The 16206-nt window shown below is 59.5% G+C and carries 15 protein-coding genes; 11 read left to right on the forward strand and 4 right to left on the reverse strand.

Annotation, left to right across the window (positions count from 1 at the left end; genetic code table 11):
• The first annotated feature begins 55 nt into the window (after nucleotides 1-55).
• The 8 genes from H290_RS0118785 to H290_RS32070 all read left to right on the forward strand — a co-directional run bounded on the left by H290_RS0118785 (nucleotide 56) and on the right by H290_RS32070 (nucleotide 8194).
• Nucleotides 56-2011, forward strand: coding sequence for an FAD-dependent oxidoreductase (locus tag H290_RS0118785; protein ID WP_028463375.1), 1956 nt, complete (start codon nucleotides 56-58; stop codon nucleotides 2009-2011).
• A 246-nt stretch (nucleotides 2012-2257) separates the two neighbouring features.
• Nucleotides 2258-3433: a cytochrome P450 gene (locus tag H290_RS0118790; protein ID WP_196809584.1), complete on the forward strand. Its 1176-nt coding sequence runs from the start codon at nucleotides 2258-2260 to the stop codon at nucleotides 3431-3433.
• Nucleotides 3434-3435: 2 nt separating this feature from the next.
• A complete protein-coding gene (locus H290_RS0118795; protein ID WP_028463376.1) occupies nucleotides 3436-3630 on the forward strand; it encodes a ferredoxin in 195 nt (64 codons plus the stop codon).
• A 38-nt stretch (nucleotides 3631-3668) separates the two neighbouring features.
• Nucleotides 3669-4589, forward strand: a complete 921-nt coding sequence (locus H290_RS29185) for an SDR family NAD(P)-dependent oxidoreductase (protein ID WP_020108374.1) — start codon at nucleotides 3669-3671, stop codon at nucleotides 4587-4589.
• A gap of 2 nt (nucleotides 4590-4591) precedes the next feature.
• Nucleotides 4592-5032, forward strand: a complete 441-nt coding sequence (locus tag H290_RS0118805; RefSeq protein ID WP_020108375.1) for a nuclear transport factor 2 family protein — start codon at nucleotides 4592-4594, stop codon at nucleotides 5030-5032.
• Nucleotides 5033-5129: 97 nt separating this feature from the next.
• The gene (locus H290_RS0118810) at nucleotides 5130-6356 is read left to right on the forward strand and encodes an acetyl-CoA C-acetyltransferase (RefSeq protein WP_051122110.1); all 1227 of its coding nucleotides are present in this window, start codon (nucleotides 5130-5132) and stop codon (nucleotides 6354-6356) included.
• A gap of 9 nt (nucleotides 6357-6365) precedes the next feature.
• Nucleotides 6366-7529 (forward strand): acyl-CoA dehydrogenase family protein, encoded by a 1164-nt coding sequence (locus H290_RS29190; protein WP_020108377.1) that lies wholly within the window; start codon nucleotides 6366-6368, stop codon nucleotides 7527-7529.
• On the forward strand, nucleotides 7526-8194 hold the full coding sequence (locus tag H290_RS32070) for an enoyl-CoA hydratase/isomerase family protein (RefSeq protein WP_081631637.1): 669 nt from the start codon (nucleotides 7526-7528) through the stop codon (nucleotides 8192-8194). Before H290_RS29190 ends, H290_RS32070 begins: the two co-directional genes overlap by 4 nt.
• A gap of 199 nt (nucleotides 8195-8393) precedes the next feature.
• Here the strand turns inward: H290_RS32070 and H290_RS0118825 are convergent, their stop codons facing one another.
• The 4 genes from H290_RS0118825 to H290_RS0118840 are packed head-to-tail and all read right to left on the reverse strand — an operon-like array spanning nucleotide 8394 to nucleotide 12443.
• Complete coding sequence (locus H290_RS0118825) at nucleotides 8394-9173, reverse strand: enoyl-CoA hydratase/isomerase family protein (RefSeq protein WP_020108379.1); 780 nt, start codon at nucleotides 9171-9173, stop codon at nucleotides 8394-8396.
• The gene (locus tag H290_RS0118830) at nucleotides 9170-10321 is read right to left on the reverse strand and encodes an acyl-CoA dehydrogenase family protein (RefSeq protein ID WP_020108380.1); all 1152 of its coding nucleotides are present in this window, start codon (nucleotides 10319-10321) and stop codon (nucleotides 9170-9172) included. Before H290_RS0118830 ends, H290_RS0118825 begins: the two co-directional genes overlap by 4 nt.
• On the reverse strand, nucleotides 10318-11529 hold the full coding sequence (locus tag H290_RS0118835) for a MaoC family dehydratase N-terminal domain-containing protein (RefSeq protein WP_020108381.1): 1212 nt from the start codon (nucleotides 11527-11529) through the stop codon (nucleotides 10318-10320). Before H290_RS0118835 ends, H290_RS0118830 begins: the two co-directional genes overlap by 4 nt.
• Nucleotides 11526-12443, reverse strand: a complete 918-nt coding sequence (locus tag H290_RS0118840) for an SDR family oxidoreductase (protein ID WP_028463378.1) — start codon at nucleotides 12441-12443, stop codon at nucleotides 11526-11528. Before H290_RS0118840 ends, H290_RS0118835 begins: the two co-directional genes overlap by 4 nt.
• A gap of 358 nt (nucleotides 12444-12801) precedes the next feature.
• Between H290_RS0118840 and H290_RS0118845 the strand changes: the two genes are divergently transcribed.
• The 3 genes from H290_RS0118845 to H290_RS0118855 all read left to right on the forward strand — a co-directional run bounded on the left by H290_RS0118845 (nucleotide 12802) and on the right by H290_RS0118855 (nucleotide 15728).
• Nucleotides 12802-13356 (forward strand): MarR family winged helix-turn-helix transcriptional regulator, encoded by a 555-nt coding sequence (locus H290_RS0118845; RefSeq protein WP_028463379.1) that lies wholly within the window; start codon nucleotides 12802-12804, stop codon nucleotides 13354-13356.
• 138 nt (nucleotides 13357-13494) lie between these two features.
• Nucleotides 13495-14316 carry a mycofactocin-coupled SDR family oxidoreductase gene (locus H290_RS0118850; RefSeq protein WP_028463380.1) on the forward strand — a complete coding sequence of 274 codons (822 nt, stop codon included), beginning with the start codon at nucleotides 13495-13497 and terminating at the stop codon, nucleotides 14314-14316.
• Nucleotides 14317-14528: 212 nt separating this feature from the next.
• Nucleotides 14529-15728: a cytochrome P450 gene (locus H290_RS0118855; protein ID WP_020108385.1), complete on the forward strand. Its 1200-nt coding sequence runs from the start codon at nucleotides 14529-14531 to the stop codon at nucleotides 15726-15728.
• Nucleotides 15729-16206 lie beyond the last annotated feature (478 nt).

The raw sequence follows: 16206 nt of genomic DNA on the forward strand, positions 1-16206 counted from the left end.
GTTGTCCCGGATCCTTGTACCCGTTCATCCTAGGGTTCTGAGAAGAGGTAACGACATGTCCGACAACAACTATCCCCACTTGTTTAGCCCGATACAAGTGGGCACGATGACGCTGCGCAATCGGATCATGGTTCCCACACACGCCTTCGCCGACGGCAACCTACTCGGCACGCCTGCGGAAGCCGCCAGGTTTGTCGGCTACTACCAGGAGAAAGCTCGCGGGGGGTCGTCGTGGGTTTGCGGCAGCAGCATGCATCTGCGTACTCCGGTCGGCCCGGGATTCGAGCCCAGCGGAATGGGGGCGTTCAAGGACGGCATGTTCAGGAACGAACTCTATGTACCGCGCGCAGCACAATTCGCTGAAGCCATTCATAGCGAGGGCGCCTACGCGTCGATGCAAATCGTATTCATGGGCGGCACCCCACACGGACCAAGCCCACGAGCGCACGGTTTCACCAACAACCGCGTGTCACACGTATTGACTACCGGCGAGATCGGCGAAATCGTCGCAGAGTATGCGTTCACCGCAGGACAAATGCTCAAGGCAGGACTCGACGGCGCAGAACTGCACGCCAACAATGACGACCTGCTCCAGTGGTTCATGTCACCGATGACCAATGATCGCGACGACAAATACGGCGGGTCCGTCATCGCCCGCCTCACGCTGCTACATGAGGTGCTGGCGGCCATTCGGGCACAGGTCGGGCCTGAGTTCACTCTCGGTGCGCGCATCTGTATGGACGAACGGGTTGCCGGAGGTTACGACAGTGACCTCGCGCGAGAGTCACTGTCGCTTATCGATGAGTGGGGACTGGTCGACTACTTGCACCTCAATGTCGGCAACAATTGGGGTGAGACGACGTACTTACCGATGCCCGACTTCGACACCGCGCACTGGACTGATCTCGCGGGCACGATGAGGGAGGTGGTCGGTTGCCCGGTGATCTACACAGGCCGAGTGACGACACCCGATGTCGCAGAGCAAATTGTCGCATCCGGCCAAGCCGACATCGTTGGTATCGTCAGGTCGAATATCGCGGACCCCGAGTTCGCGAACAAAGCCTCAACAGGTCGAGTGGCCGAAATTCGGCCGTGCGTGGCATCAAATGATTGCTTGAGTCGGGTCACGCTGGACGGCATCAGCTTTGGATGTGCGGTAAATCCACGCGCTGGGATGGAACAGCTGAAGGTCGAGCCTGCGATCCGTCCGAAGAACATCCTGGTGATCGGCGGTGGTCCGGCCGGTATCGAGGTCGCAGCCACTGCTGCAGAACGTGGTCATCGAGTGTCCCTGTGGGAACAGGCGCCCGACCTCGGGGGACAGCTCCTGATCGCTGTGCGTATGCCATACCAGGACGCATTCGGCCGGTATCTCGACTACCAAAAGGCACGGCTCAAACGCGCGGGGGTCAAACTGGAAACCAGCCGCCGGGCAGACTTCGAAAGAGTTCTTGCGGCCGGCGCAGACGAAGTCGTTGTGGCCACAGGTGCCACCGCGTACGCACCGTTCGACATTCCTGGTATCGCCTCCGCGCACGTTGTTGATGTGCGTGATGTTCTGCGGGACCCAGCAGGCGTCGGACACAAAGTCGTGATGGTTGTCGAGGACGATCACATGGCTCCATTGGGCACTGCCGATTTGTTGTCCTCGCGTGGGCACGATCTGACCCTTGTCTACCGGACCACAGAGTTCGCTCCGATGGTTGGCCGGTACAACATCGGCCCATCGATGGCACGTTTGTTCGCCGCCGGGGCCACACTCCTACCGATGCACCGTTTGGTTGCGATCGAAGACGGGACCGTGCAGACGGCGGACGTCTATGGTGGCTCGCTCAGATCAATCAATGACGTGGACACAGTGGTGCTCGCGTGTGGCTCACGTTCGGACCCTCATCTGCACGCCGAGCTCGAAGGAATTGTCGAGCATCTGCACTTGATCGGTGATGCGTACGCACCGCGCCGCCTCACATACGCGACTCGCCAGGGGGACGCCCTTGGCCGGATGCTGTGAGAAATCGGCGAACTGTTGCCTGAATCACTTCAACGGAGGTACATTGGTCGCAGACTAGAGTATTTTTCCGCCGGCGTGCTTACGGGTGACGTGACACCTGCCGGGGGTAAGTAACTTTATGGTCCTCAGCCGCGATCCCACCTTGATCTGATGCGTCAGATCCATTGATGTACAAGGAAGTTCACAACTATGGACACTAAGTCTCCCGCCCACACGGATCCGTCGGGACCGATTCGCGAAGGGTTCTTGCACTCGACACATCCGGCGCTGCAGGCCGATACCTGGGAAGAAGTCAGTCGTCTTCGCGACGAAACGCCGGTGTTTCGGAGCGACTTTGTCAATCCGGTCGATGAGAAGTCGACCTTGTGGTATCTACTCGACTACGACTCGGTCTACAACGCGTTGCGCACGCCGGACGTGTTCTCCAATGTTGGGTCGGCGCATCCCTTTTCCGAGGGGGATCCGTACAGTATGTTGCCCGGAGAGCTCGATCCGCCGGACCACACGAAGATGCGTCGAGCGCTGGATCCGTATTTTGCGCCGTCGCCAATCAAGAAATTGGAGGACGCGGTTCGGGAGACTGCGATCACGTTGATCGAAGGATTTCAGTCGCGCGGCGAGTGCGATCTCGTAACCGACTTCGCGTTGCAGTTCCCCACGTCTGTTTTCATGGAGTTGATGGGTCTACCCAAAGACAATCGCGATCAGCTGATGAGCTGGGTGAACGCCTTCTCGGCCATGATGGGAAGTGAGCAGGCGATCACCGCAGCGGTACAAGCTGAACAAGAGGTACTTGCCTTTCTGGCAGAGTCGCTGGTGGATCGTAAGAAGAATCCGAAGGACGATTTCATGACCGCGGTCAGCGCGTTGACCGTTGACGGAGAAGTGATCTCGCACAAGGAGCAGGTTGCAGTGGCATACCTGTTCTTCCAAGCTGGACTGGACACAGTGGCCAGTCAGCTGGGCTGGACGTTCAAATACTTGGCGGAAAACGATGAACTGCGGCAGTCGATCGTTGAGGATCCTGATCTGATTTCAGGTACGGTTGAGGAAGCGCTCCGTTGCTTCAGCGTCCTGTCGCACACAATGACCGCAGCCAAGGATACCGAGGTGCAGGGCTGCCCGATCAAGAAGAACGATCGAGTGGTCACACTCATCGCAGCGGCCAATCGCGATCCCGAGGAGTTTCCGGATGCCGGTGAGTTCGATGCGACACGCAAACCGAACCGTCACATTGCCTTCGGAATCGGCCCACATCGTTGTATCGGATCGCATCTTGCGCGATTGGAGTTGAACGTCGCGCTCGAGGAATGGCATAAGCGGATTCCGAATTACCAGATCAAGGCGGGTGCCGACCTAGATCCGAGTATGGGCTGGGCAGTCACGCGAATCTCTTCCTTGCCACTCCACTGGGAGCCGTGAACATGATCGTCCGCGTAGACAGCAACTTCTGCACTGGCCACGGCCGCTGTGTCGGGTTCGCACCTGAATTGTTCGAACTGGGCGACGAGGGCTTCCTCGACATCGAAGATCAAGTTGTGCCCGACGAGCTCCTGGCATCGGTTCGAGATGCGGTCCAGAACTGTCCGGAGCGGGCAATCTCGCTCATCGATGAGTAAGTCTTCCATCATTACAGCAAGAAGGAGTTTCGATTCACTTGAGCGAGAAACGCTTTGATGGCAGGGTCGCGGTAATCACCGGTGCCGGAGGTGGTCTGGGTTTCGAGCATGCAAAGCTGCTCGCTGCCCGAGGTGCACACGTGGTGATCAACGACATCGGCGGTTCGGTGACCGGTGACGGCGGCGACCGCGGCGCAGCGCAGCGTGCGGTCGATGAGATCACCGCGCTGGGTGGTTCGGCGGTGGCGGATATGAACTCAGTGTCGACGCCCGAGGGCGCGGCGGGGGTCATTGCGACCGCGCTCGAAGCCTTCGGTGGTCTGGACATCGTGGTGAACAATGCGGGCATCCTGCGCGACAAGTCACTTCTCAAACTGCAGCCGAAGGACTTTCAAGCGGTTCTGGATGTGCACCTCCTGGGGACATTTCTGGTAACCCAGGCGGCATTTGCACACATGCGAGAAACGGGGTACGGCCGGTTCGTCAACACCGCGTCGCCGGCCGGCCTGTACGGAAACTTCGGTCAGGCAAACTATTCGGCTGCAAAGGCCGGAATCGTGGGCTTCACCCGGACAGTGGCGATCGAGGGCGCGAGATTTGGGATCTCGGCGAATGCGATCTCCCCGGCCGCCTATACGCGCATGACGGAAAACCTGCTCGGAAAATTGTTCAATGGTGCCAGTGCCGACGCCCTTGATGCGGCCAAGGTGTCGCCCGTTGTTGCCTGGCTGTCCCACGAGGACACGGCGGTGACGGGGCAGGTCTTCGGGACGGCAGGTGGGCTGGTTACGAAGGTGTTCATCGCAGAGACAAAGGGCATCTTCGAGCAAAACCCGACAATCGAGAACATTGCGGCCCGCGAGGCGGAGATCTTGGACGAAGACGGGTATCTCGTCCCGAAGGACGTAGGGGCCAGTATGGCACCGCTTTTCGAGCATCATGTCAGTGAAGTCAGGTAGCCGTGAACGCTGAGTTGCAAGGCATACTCGACGAGAGAGCGATCAAGGACGTCACGATCAAATACGCCACCGCGCTTGACACCAAGAATTGGCGGCAGCTTCGCGAGTGCTTCACCCGGGACGCGGTGGCGCACTACGGGGTGATTCCCGATTGTGAGGGTGTGAACGCGATCATCGAGCAGGTGAGTGGCGGGATGGACCATTTGGCCCAGACACAGCACATTCTCACCAATCATGTGATCAAGGTCGACGGTGACTCGGCCACCAGCGTGTGCTACTTGCAAGCCCAGCACCTCCGTGACGACGCCAAACCATCGTGGAATTTCGTCATGGCTGGGCAGTATTCGGACAGGCTGGTCCGCACCGCAGACGGCTGGCGAATCAGCGCGCGCTCACTCGAACTTTGGTGGACGTCGGGAGATCCTGCCGTCATCGCCAAGTAGTGAAACAAATCCGGAACAACGAAAATCAATCTTGCAATAAGCCTTTACTGGTTCGTGTCAAAGATGGTGCGACAGAGGGCGGGACGAAGGAGTTGCCGTGGTACGGCAGGCAGTGATCGTCGATGGTGTCAGAAGCCCACGTGGAAAGGGCAAACCCACGGGTGGGCTCCACGGAATTCATCCGCAGGAAGTCCTCGCGCAGGTCCTCAATGCACTCGTCGAGAAGACTGGAATTGCGGTCGCCGATGTAGAGGATGTTGTCATCGGCAATGGCGATCCGTCAGGCGACCATGCCAACGACATTGGCAGGTTGGCCGTCCTGGCGGCGGGCTGGCCGGTGACGGTACCAGGTGTCACGCTCAACCGGTTCTGCGGGTCGGGACAGCAAGCGATCATGTTCGCGGCGATGGGCATACGGGCTGGGTGGCAAGACGTGGTTGTAGCCGGCGGCGTCGAGTCTATGTCGCGGTATGTTGGAGGTGTGGCAACGCCCACCTCGGCTGGAAATGACCATCTTCTCGAGCTGCATCCATTGGTTCCGCAGGGTATTTCAGCCGATCTCATCGCGACTCGGGAAGGATTTTCGAGGACTGAGGTAGACACTTTCGCAGCACGTAGTCAAGACCTGGCGGCCATTGCTCAAGCCGACGGCAGGCATAAGTGCAGCGTGGTTCCGATCTTGGACGCCGACGGTAATGTCGCACTTGATCGCGACGAACACCCGAGGGCCGGAACGACCGTGGAATCGCTTGCTGCACTGACTCCGTCGTTTGCAAGGCAAGGTTCCAAAGTTCGTGATGGCGGTATGAGTTATGACCAGATGTGCACCCAGGTGTACCCAGAAGTTGGCAGTGTCGACCATGTCCATCATGCAGGGAACTCGTCGGGCGTCGTCGATGGGGCGTCCGCGGTCCTCCTGACGTCCGATGACTATGCGAAAGCCCACGGGCTCATAGCGCGCGCTCGTATCACCTCGGTGGCAGTCGCCGGCGCAGATCCGGTCATCATGTTGACTGCTCCAGGCCCGGCCTCGGAGAAGGTTCTGGCCAAAGCCGGTATGGCCGTGTCCGATATAGACCTATGGGAAATCAACGAGGCGTTCGCGGCCGTACCGTTGAAGGTGATCCGAGATCTGAAGATCGATGAAGACCGTGTGAACGTGAACGGTGGCGGCATCGCACTCGGTCACCCGATCGGGGCCACCGGCCCCATGCTCTTCCAGACGATACTAGATGAACTGGAGCGCCGTGACCTCAGGACGGGCCTGATCACCATGTGCACCGGTGGTGGCATGGCCACTGCGACCATCATCGAGCGGATCTGAGGAATCGGCATGACGGTCGATCCGATAACGGCCAGCTACCTGTCTGCACTCCGACAACGAATCCAGGAGCTTGCTGGTTCTCGGCTGTCAGAGTTCATCCACGAAACCGAGTCGACCGGCACCATTCCACCACCTGCCCTGGCAGCGATGTCTGACGCGGGTTGCTTTGGTCGTGCCCTGCCGCTCGAGTTCGGCGGAACTGGAGAGGGACTGCGCGCCTTTTCTGTTCAGCAGGAAGAACTGGCACGGGTCTGGCCTACCGCAGCGGTGGCAGCGACGTGGACGAATCTGAGCGGCATCTTGCTGAGCAAGTTCGGGACTCAGGATCAGCAGTCGGAGTTGCTCGCTGCGATCGCCACCGGTCGCTCGATGGGCGCGGTGGCCTGGACCGAACCCCACGGTGGGTCTGATGCGGCTGCGTTGCGGACCACGGCAGTTCGGGTCGAAGGCGGTTGGCTGCTGGCCGGCGCGAAGCGGCTGATCGATAACGCGGCCAACGCCGACTTCCTCATCGTTGGGGCACGTAGCGACCCCGATGGACCGCCACGGCGCGCGATGTCCATGTTTGTCGTCCACCGGGACAATCCTGGGTTTCACTTCGGTGGGACTTACGAGACACTCGGCCTCAAGGGTGCGGGGGTGGGCCACTTCACCTTGCACAACTGCTTTGTGCCCGACGCAGACGTCTTCGGGGAAGTTGGGCGGGGCTTTTACCAAATGATGGCAATGGTCGAGTTCGGCCGCACGGGCGTGGCCGCGATGTGTGTGGGGATCGCCCAACGCGCCCTTGATTCCGCGGTCGAGTTCCTGGCTGACCGTGCGTCTTTCGGCCGCAAGCTCTCCGACAACGACGTCATCCTCGCAGCGGTCGCTGATATGCGCATCAAACTGGACGGAGCGCGCTTGTTGACCGAACGCGCGGCCATCATGTTCGATGCTGGACAGCGGTGCACGGTCGAAGCCGCTGTCGCGAAGGTGTTTGCCTCAGAGGTCGCAGTCGCCACCACCGCCGCCGCGTTGCACCTTCACGGCGGTATCGGCTTCACCAATGAAATGCCCATCGAGCGGTTCTTCCGGGACTGTCAGGCCTTCACGATCGGTGAAGGTACTTCGGAAGTGTTGCGAATGGTGATTGGCCGCCACGAGTTTGCGCAGGGCCGGCCCGCGAGATGAACGATGATGGCGTCGTGCGCGGGCCTTCGCTCTTGCGCTCTGGTGCGACAGGCACTGTTCGTCATATTCAGCTTTGTGATCCTGGACGCAACAATTCGCTCGGGCCCCAGATGGTGCGGGAACTGCGGTCAGCCATCGAAACCTCTGACGAGACAAGGAGTCTCCTGATTTCGGCGGAGGGCAGGAACTTCTGTGCCGGGGGCGACCACGATGAATTGGCGAAACTGACGAAAGTGGAGTTCCGGCAATACGTGAGCGAGCTTGGGTCACTGTTTACCGAGCTACCCGAGAGGTTGCCCTCTGTCGCTTGCGTGCACCGCGCTGCGGTCGGTGGCGGTGTCGAACTCGCTCTCAGGTCGGATTACATACTCGCCGCCGACGATGCCTGGTTTCAATTCCCTCAACTGAGTCTCGGGGGTCGTATCGGGCCCCACACCTTGCAACTGTTGGTGTGTCGGGTTGGTCTGAGTACTGCACGGCGCCTGTGTCTCTTCGGTCAGCGGATCAATGCACAGGATGCCTGTGCCGTCGGACTTGTCGATGACGTCGTAGCCAGAGCTGAAATGATTACCACTGGAATGGAACTGGCTCGCAAATTGGGTGCGCTACCAGAGCGAGGCCTATCCCAGTTCAGGTCGACGGTGAACTCCATGACTATTTCGTGAAGGCACATGTCGACGACTGCCGGGACAACCGCCTAACGGCATGGAAGCGGGTCATCCGACAATCGAGTTGCATGTCGAACTCACTAACCGATTAGTAGGGCCCATGTCCCAGATACTGCGGACTCTCAGCGAATTTTGGATGGCAGACCAACTGACAATGCAGCCTCGCGGAGGCCTTCATCTCGAAGGCCACCGCGAGTCAGCTGAGGTCGTCTTCGACAGCGCGGAAGCGGGGCGAGCGCTTCTGTGCGAACGCTCGTCCGGCCTCTTTGGCTTCGGTGGTTCCGAATGCGACTGCCTGATTCAGACTTTCAGAATCGATCGCCCGCTTGAACGAGCTCTCAAAGGAGTTGTTCAGGGCCGATTTCATCATGGACAAAGCAAGGGTCGGGCCATCTGCGAGATCCTGGGCCCATGTGCGGACAGCGTCGTCGATCTCGGATTCGCCGACTACCCGGTTGATCAGCCCGATTCGCTCGGCTTCGTCGGCTGAAACCCGCCGGCCGAAGAACACGAGTTCCTTCGCCTTGGCTATCCCGACCAGTCGAGGTAGTGACCATGAGGCGCCACCGTCTAACGCGATACCTCGATCAGCGAATATCTCGCCGAATGTCGCATTGTATGATGCGACCACAAGGTCGCAGCACAGCGCGAGATTGCAACCGAATCCCATTGCCGGACCATCTACTTTGGCGATGACGGGCCGCGGTAGGTCGTGGATTATGGTGCACAGCTGTCCGACTCTGGTCATGAAAGTCAGTGGATCTGGTGACACTGGCTCGGAGAGATCCATTCCAGAGCAAAAGGATCCACCCGCACCAGTAAGTATCACCGCACGATCAGCGGGCGTGCGGGCGATTTCCTCGAACACCCCGAGGAGTTCTTCCACGACTGGCCCGGTGATCGCATTGCGGCGACTGGGGCGATCGATCGTCACGGTGACGACGCCCGTCGACCGCGCGACCAATACCGAACTCATCGCGCCCCGATCAGGCCTGCGGTCTGCGCGACCTTCTCGCGATATGCCGCAGGTGATCCGAACATCAACTCAGTTGCCTTCGCACGTCGGAAGTAGAGGTGGGAGTCGTGTTCCCAGGTGAACCCGAGACCACCGTACACATGCAGGGTCTCATCCGCTGCGAACATGAACGCATCGGAGCAGACTGATTTGGAGATGGCCGAAAGCAGACCCAAATTCCCCCTGTTGGTCGGCCCGGGATCGAGCAAGTAGGCGTCCGCCGCTGCCACAGCCTCGGACGCCGCAGACCGCGCGAACTCAACCTTCAGCAGGATATTGACCAGAGAGTGTTTAATCGACTGGAAGCTGCCGATCTTGCGGTTGAATTGAACGCGCTGCTTCGCGTACTGGACAGCACCGTCGAGGCAGTGTTGCGCGGCGCCAACCTGCTCTGCGGCGAGCAGGGCAAGCGTCATATCCCTCGCGATCTCGAGTTGATCTGCAACATCGCCGTCGAACTCGATGAGCTCGGCACGCGCGCCGCTCACACCAACCGAACCGAAGGCACGGGTCTTGTCCAGCGACGTGTTCCATGCCACTGAGACGCCTGGTGTGGTGGTCTCGACCGCAAACAACTTCGAGCCGTCGGGCGTAGCGGCCGCCATCAAAACAACGTCGACGACGCCCGCATCGAGGACAAACCGTTTGCTCCCGGTCAACGACCAACCACCTGAATCGGCAGTAGCGACAAGATCTTGCGATGATCGGTCCCAAGAGCCGGACGTATCAAAGCAGGCGACCGTGGCGATCGTTTCACCCATTCCGATTCGGTGCAGCAGACCACTCGTGTAGCCGGCACCAGTGCTCAGACGCAGTACAGAAGTCGTCAGCGCGACGGTGGAAAGGAATGGGACGGGGGACAGGCTCGCGCCCAGCTCTTCCGCAACGATCGCGGCGTCGGCGAACGTCGCCTCGGAACCTTCCGCGGACGACGGGACGAGCAAACTGCTCACGCCGATCTCTTTGCTGAGAACACGCCACAGCTCAGCATCATGAGGGACGGTGTCCGACTCTGTGTCCTGTAAGAACGCTCGGACCCCCGTGCTTGCGTCGATTGCGCGACGGATGGCCGATCTCAACTCGAGTTGCTCGTCTGTGAAGGTGGTCACGAGGGAACCCTTGCCCTGCTTCCGGCCGGCGAGACATTCATCTCACGGGACGGCAGCGCGACAGTTGCGTGACCCGGCATCACGTCCCCACCGCGCTGATTGCGCGCGAACGTGCTGATGTGGACGACATGTTCGCCGTCGGCATCGATCTCCTTACTGTCGACGACACCACCGAGCTCGATCACATCCGACAGATAGACGAATCCGCGGTACTGGGAATCGAGGTGCTTAACCCATCCCTGGTCGCCGATCCAATGGGTGAGTAGCTGGATCTGCCAGCATTGACGTTGGAAGCCCACGTCGTACTGGTACGCGACGCCCATCGCCTGTGCTGCTGCGTTGTTGTAATGGACAGCGTAGATCGGTTCTTGGGCACCGGTGACCGGGTCTCGGAACGACCACGCGGGGTGTTCGGCGTAGTCGACGAGTGCGGCTGCGTGCGCTTTCAGTCGCGGAATCGGGGTGCCGCCACCGGCGATGAATGCGACCTCGTCCGTGAGACCGATCGGCCCCTTGGTCAGTGACGAGATCGGATCGCCCGGTTGGATGTCCTCCCACCACTGGGGCGCGGCACCCTGCGGCTTCTCTGCCAGCGCTTTGGCTTCCACTGCTTCGATCTCTTCGAGTTTCCACGGGTGCGGCAGTACCAGTGGCTCCCGCTTCGTCTTCGATGCGGATCGTGCAGTTGCACGCTCGTAGTTGACAACCTGCCAACGAATTTCAGCGACCTTCTCGTCACGCTGATTGGTGTAGGTATTCGTGAAGTTGTCAGTCACCATCTGATTGGCAAAGGTGGATGGTCGAGGTCCGGTGAATCCGTCGTAACGGCAGGTAGCCGTGATGACATCACCCTGGTAGATCGGAGCAAGAAGGTCCATGTCGGTCGACGAGTGGAACGAACCCAACCCGGGCCATCCGAACTGGATACCAGAAAAACATCCGATCACAAAGGACGGCGGGGCCACCGGCGCGCCATAGTCGGAATCCGTTGCATGCTCGGCATCAGTCCACAGCGGGTTGATGTCGCCGATACCACCGGCGAACTTGGCCACCGCGATGCGAGTGACCTCTTCGTTGTTGATCGAATGGCTGATTCGTAGATCGACCCCGGCCTTCGCCTTCATCGATTCGATCATCGCGTCATCGATGACGGCTTCTGGCATGCGGGCTTCAGAAGAACGCGACTCTTCGGTCGACGAGGTGCTCATTTGGATGCCTTGTTCGGGTTCGCAGTCCAGCTCTGTCCTGTCGGGATCCCGGCGTCAGAGACGGCTTTCTCCAGGTCAGCGACAGTCCAACGTCCGTCGGTCTGCAACTTCCACTCGGGGTCGCGTTCCCAGGGCTTCACACGTTGCACGCGACTGCCTCCGACGATGAAGACCTCTCCACTCAACTGTGTTGTCGGAGAAGCGAGATAGGCGACGAACGGTGAAACATTTGCGGGATCCCAACGATCGAATTTGTTCTCGCTTGCCGAAAGGGCATCTCCGAAGGTGGCCTCTGTCAACCGAGTCCGGGCCTGGGGCAAAATGGCATTGACGCGGACCCCGTATCGATCGAGTTCCTTGGCCGCCACCTGTGTAAGTGAAGCGACTGCAGCCTTGGCCGCGGCGTAGTTCGCCTGTCCGGGATTGCCGAAAACACCGGATTCGCTCGAGGTGTTGATGACCGACGCACTGACGGGGTGTCCTGCCTTGCTCTGGTCTCGCCAGTAGTTCGCGGCAGCGCGGAGAACAGCAAAAGTGCCACGCGTGTTGACCTTCATGACCAGATCCCAGTCGTCGTCGGTGAGGTTGACGAGGACGCGGTCGCGCAGGATTCCGGCGTTGTTGACAACGATGTCGAGGCGACCGAACTCGGCCACGGCGGTGTCTATGATGCGTTGAGCCCCTGCGGAATCCGAGACATCATCGCCGTTTGCCACGGCGCGCCCGCCGGCCTTGATGATCTCGTCGACGACGTCTTGCGCGGGCGAGGATTCGGAACCCGTGCCGTCGCGCCCACCACCGAGATCGTTTACGACGATTGCCGCGCCTTCGCTGGCCAAAAGCAGCGCGTGCTCGCGCCCGATTCCCCGCCCCGATCCGGTGACGACGGCCACTAACTTGTCAAGACTACCCATTTTGGAACTCCTCATTATCGACGCAGCCTGCTTGTTCGCTGGGGGCTGCCTCAGTGGCGACAGGACGATTTTGAACGTGCGCGACGATCGAGTCGTCCAGAATCAACATTAGTCGTGCACTAGAGTATTCTCAGTGTGAATGCCATGTCAACCCGTCGATCGGTGTGCGATATCGACGGGGTGACGAGGGTGGCGTGACGGTATAAAGCCACCCAGTCTAGGCGATTTGCCTGTTCGCGTGACCGTTTTCACGGCAAGACTTGCTGGGTTGCCGTACCAGCTACCTCGCAGCCTGTATATTTTGATCGTAGACAGTTACGGCGAAATTGAACGCACATATTTGAGCAAAGGGGAGAACATGGCCAAACGAGCGGCGGGTGACGGCAATGGTGGCGACAGCTTCCACGACCCAGTTGACTGGGCGCGGCACTTCTGGCGAAGGCACGGAATGGGGGACTCCGAGGACGCATTCATCGCGATGAGTTCGGTGTTGCGGTTCCATCGGCTCATGGCGGATGCCGTCGAGGCCGAATTACGCAGCCACAAACTGAACATCACCGACTACATGCTTCTGATGACACTCCTGCTGAGTGAGACCGGCACTCGGTTGATCAGTCAGCTCGCCAAGGCTCTGATGGTGCACGCAACCACTGCGACACTGGCGACGGACCGACTGGAGGGGCGCGGTCTGATCGCTCGAAATCCCCATCCAACCGATCGGCGGGCAACTGTTATTTCGATCACGAAGGACGGACGTGCACTCGTTTCGGTGGTGACGGAGTCGTTGAAGACCATTGACTTCGGATTCGGTGGAAGCTCCGCGGACGATCAACGTGAACTGGTCGACGTGCTGGGTCGCCTGCGTTCCGCCGCGGGTGACTCGGATGTTCCGCTGCGGGCAACGCCTGCCTGACCTCATTGTCGGGTCGGCGCGGTGGCAGGGGGAGGGCTCAAGTCCGGCCCGATTATTCTATTGCTCAATATTCCATCGCAAGACAAATATCTGTGGCACCGTCTAAGTACTCACGAGAACTTAGGACGGTGTTGTGAAATGGGAAGAGTTGACGGCAAGGTAGCGCTGATCACCGGTGCTGCCAGAGGACTTGGGCGAGCGTTCGCTCTGCGTTTGGCTGAAGAGGGTGCTGACATTATCGCAGTTGATCTGTGCGCCAATGTCGACTCCGCACTGTACGGAATGAGTACAAGCGTCGAGTTGGAGCAGACTGCCGCAGATGTTCGGACACTCGGGCGGCGAGTCGTCACAGCACGCGCAGACGTCCGGGATCTTGAAGCACTCGCCGAGGGAGTACGACGCGGCGTCGAGGAGTTGGGTGGTCTCGACCTGGTATGCGCCAATGCCGGGCTGGTGTCTTATGGCGGTGTTCTCGATCTGACGTCCGAGCAATGGGCGGACGTCATGGACGTCCATGTCACCGGGTCTTGGAACACGGTGCGGGCAGCCGCGCCATTCCTCACCCAATCCGACGCTGGTTCGATCGTTCTCACCAGTTCGACTGCAGGTCTCCGAGCTGAGGCCTATATCGCCCACTACGTTGCGGCCAAACACGGCCAGGTCGGGCTGATGAAAAGTTTGGCAATCGAGCTGGCTCCCTCCGGGATTCGGTGCAATTCGGTCCATCCGACCAGCACCAACACACACATGATCACCAATGAGGTGACGCGACGCCTCATGAGTGAAAACGCCGGCGGGGACGAGAATCTCGACCACGCGGCACGGGCGAAAAACCTTCTCGGTGTCCCATGGGTTGAAGCTGTTGATGTCGCTAACGCGGTGCTGTTCCTGCACTCTGACGAGGCTCGATATATCACCGGAGTGAGTCTGGCCGTCGATGCCGGCGCTGGGTTGATCTGAGTCGATCACACGAATGCCTGGGCGCGGTGGTTTCTTATTTCAGTTTGTCGAAAGTGCGACTATTTATTGCAAGAGTACTTAGGCTCTTCTCTGGGCGACCAGGAGTGGCACCCGTCATCGGCACCGCGCATTCGCGTGGCGGATGGGTGAGGGTCGACTTCCACTCTTGGCAAGTCAATTGCTTTCGCCCCTCACCGATTGGAGATCAGCTCATGGATTTCGACCCGACATCACCGGCCGTGAAGGCAAACCCGTATCCCGCGTACGCACAACTTCGCGAGACGGCTCCCATCGCCTGGAATGAGGCGGGGTTCTGGACCATCGCTCGCAATGAAGATTGCTTGAAGCTGTTGCGTGACAAGCGCATGGGTAAGGCACATCCGTTCGCTTGGGAGGCGGACCATCCCAACCTACCTCTGGTGGCCGTCCACAAGGCGATGATGATCTTTCAGGACGGATCGCCGCACCTGCGGCTTCGGCGGCTGTTCACATCGGTGTTCACGAGGAAAGCTGTGGAGGACCTCCGTCCCGGAATTGCGGCCATGACCGATTCCCTTCTCGATGACTTGCGAGGGCGTGACGAGGTGGACATCGTTTCCGAGTTCTGCTTTCCGATCACGCTGGGCACGATCTGTCAGATGCTGGGCGTTCCTGAGAGCGATATTGACTATTGTTATCGCCTGATGAGCACTGTGCAGCGGCTACACGAGCATGACCTCACGGATGCTGAATTGCAGTTGATCAGTGATAACACGGTCGAACTCGCTGGTTATTTTGCTGAGCACGTCCAGGACCGAAAGAAGAACCCTAAGGACGACTTGATCACTCTCCTCGTGCAGGCGGAGGTCGATGGGGAGCAGCTTTCCGAGGAGGAGATCGTCGCCAACGCGATTTTGATGTATCTCGGGGGTGAAGACACCAATGCTTATCTGATGGCGAATTCCACGCTGGCACTGCTGTCATCGCCGGACCAGGCAGACGTGCTGCGGAATGATCAGGAGGTTGTCGAAACCACGGCGTTTGAAGAGATGCTCAGGTTCGACTCCTCCATTCAAATGATGCCCCGGCATGTGTTCGAGGATGTCGACTACGGTGGTGTGACGTTCGAGGCTGGCCAGACTGTTATGTGCCTGTTGGGTTCTGCAAATCGAGACGGTCTCGAATATGAGAACCCTGATGTGATCGACCTACGACGGCAAGTGAAGCGCGGTGTCGGGTTCGGAGGCGGCCCGCACCTTTGCCTTGGTGCACCCCTGGCGAGAGTGCAGCTGAGAGAGGCACTTCCGCGGCTGTTCCGAACCTTCCCGGAGATGGCATTGGCGTCATCAGAGCTTGAATATGAACTGCTTGTTGTTCGTGGGCCGAAGGAACTGCGGTTGTCACTCGGACGTGATCACCAACTGACCGCGTAGCCGGCGACCACGGCGCGCGCGTCCAGCGGTTAGACGCTTCTTACGCAACGAACAGTCTGTCACGCCGGATCTCGGGCGACCAACCGACGTGCCCCGGATGGTCTCTCGGCATCAACAGAATACGATTCCAGATCGCGTAGCTCGGTGATGTCGCGCGAGCACAGATCGTCAATCGGATATGAAACATCAACATCGAACTGACCTGCCGGAAACGCGCTCCACCATTGCCATCGACAACGCTCGGGCAGGGTTCGAACCTTCTCGGTGTGACGGAAAAGGTCTCGCACCTTGCGCTCCCACGGCGCGTTGCAGGGTCCGTGACATGGGTGACGCCTGTTGTTCGGGACATACCTGCCGAGGCTGGTCTTTGGCGTTGATATTCGTACGGTTTGCTGTACGCGCGCGCCCTGCGGGGGCGAGCTCTTTGACCGATCGGCGGCGCTGTGATGCTGGTCGACGACGCCAGTCACGATTGTGA

It is taken from the genome of Nocardia sp. 348MFTsu5.1 (assembly GCF_000383535.1).
Classification (GTDB): Bacteria; Actinomycetota; Actinomycetes; order Mycobacteriales; family Mycobacteriaceae; genus Williamsia; species Williamsia faeni.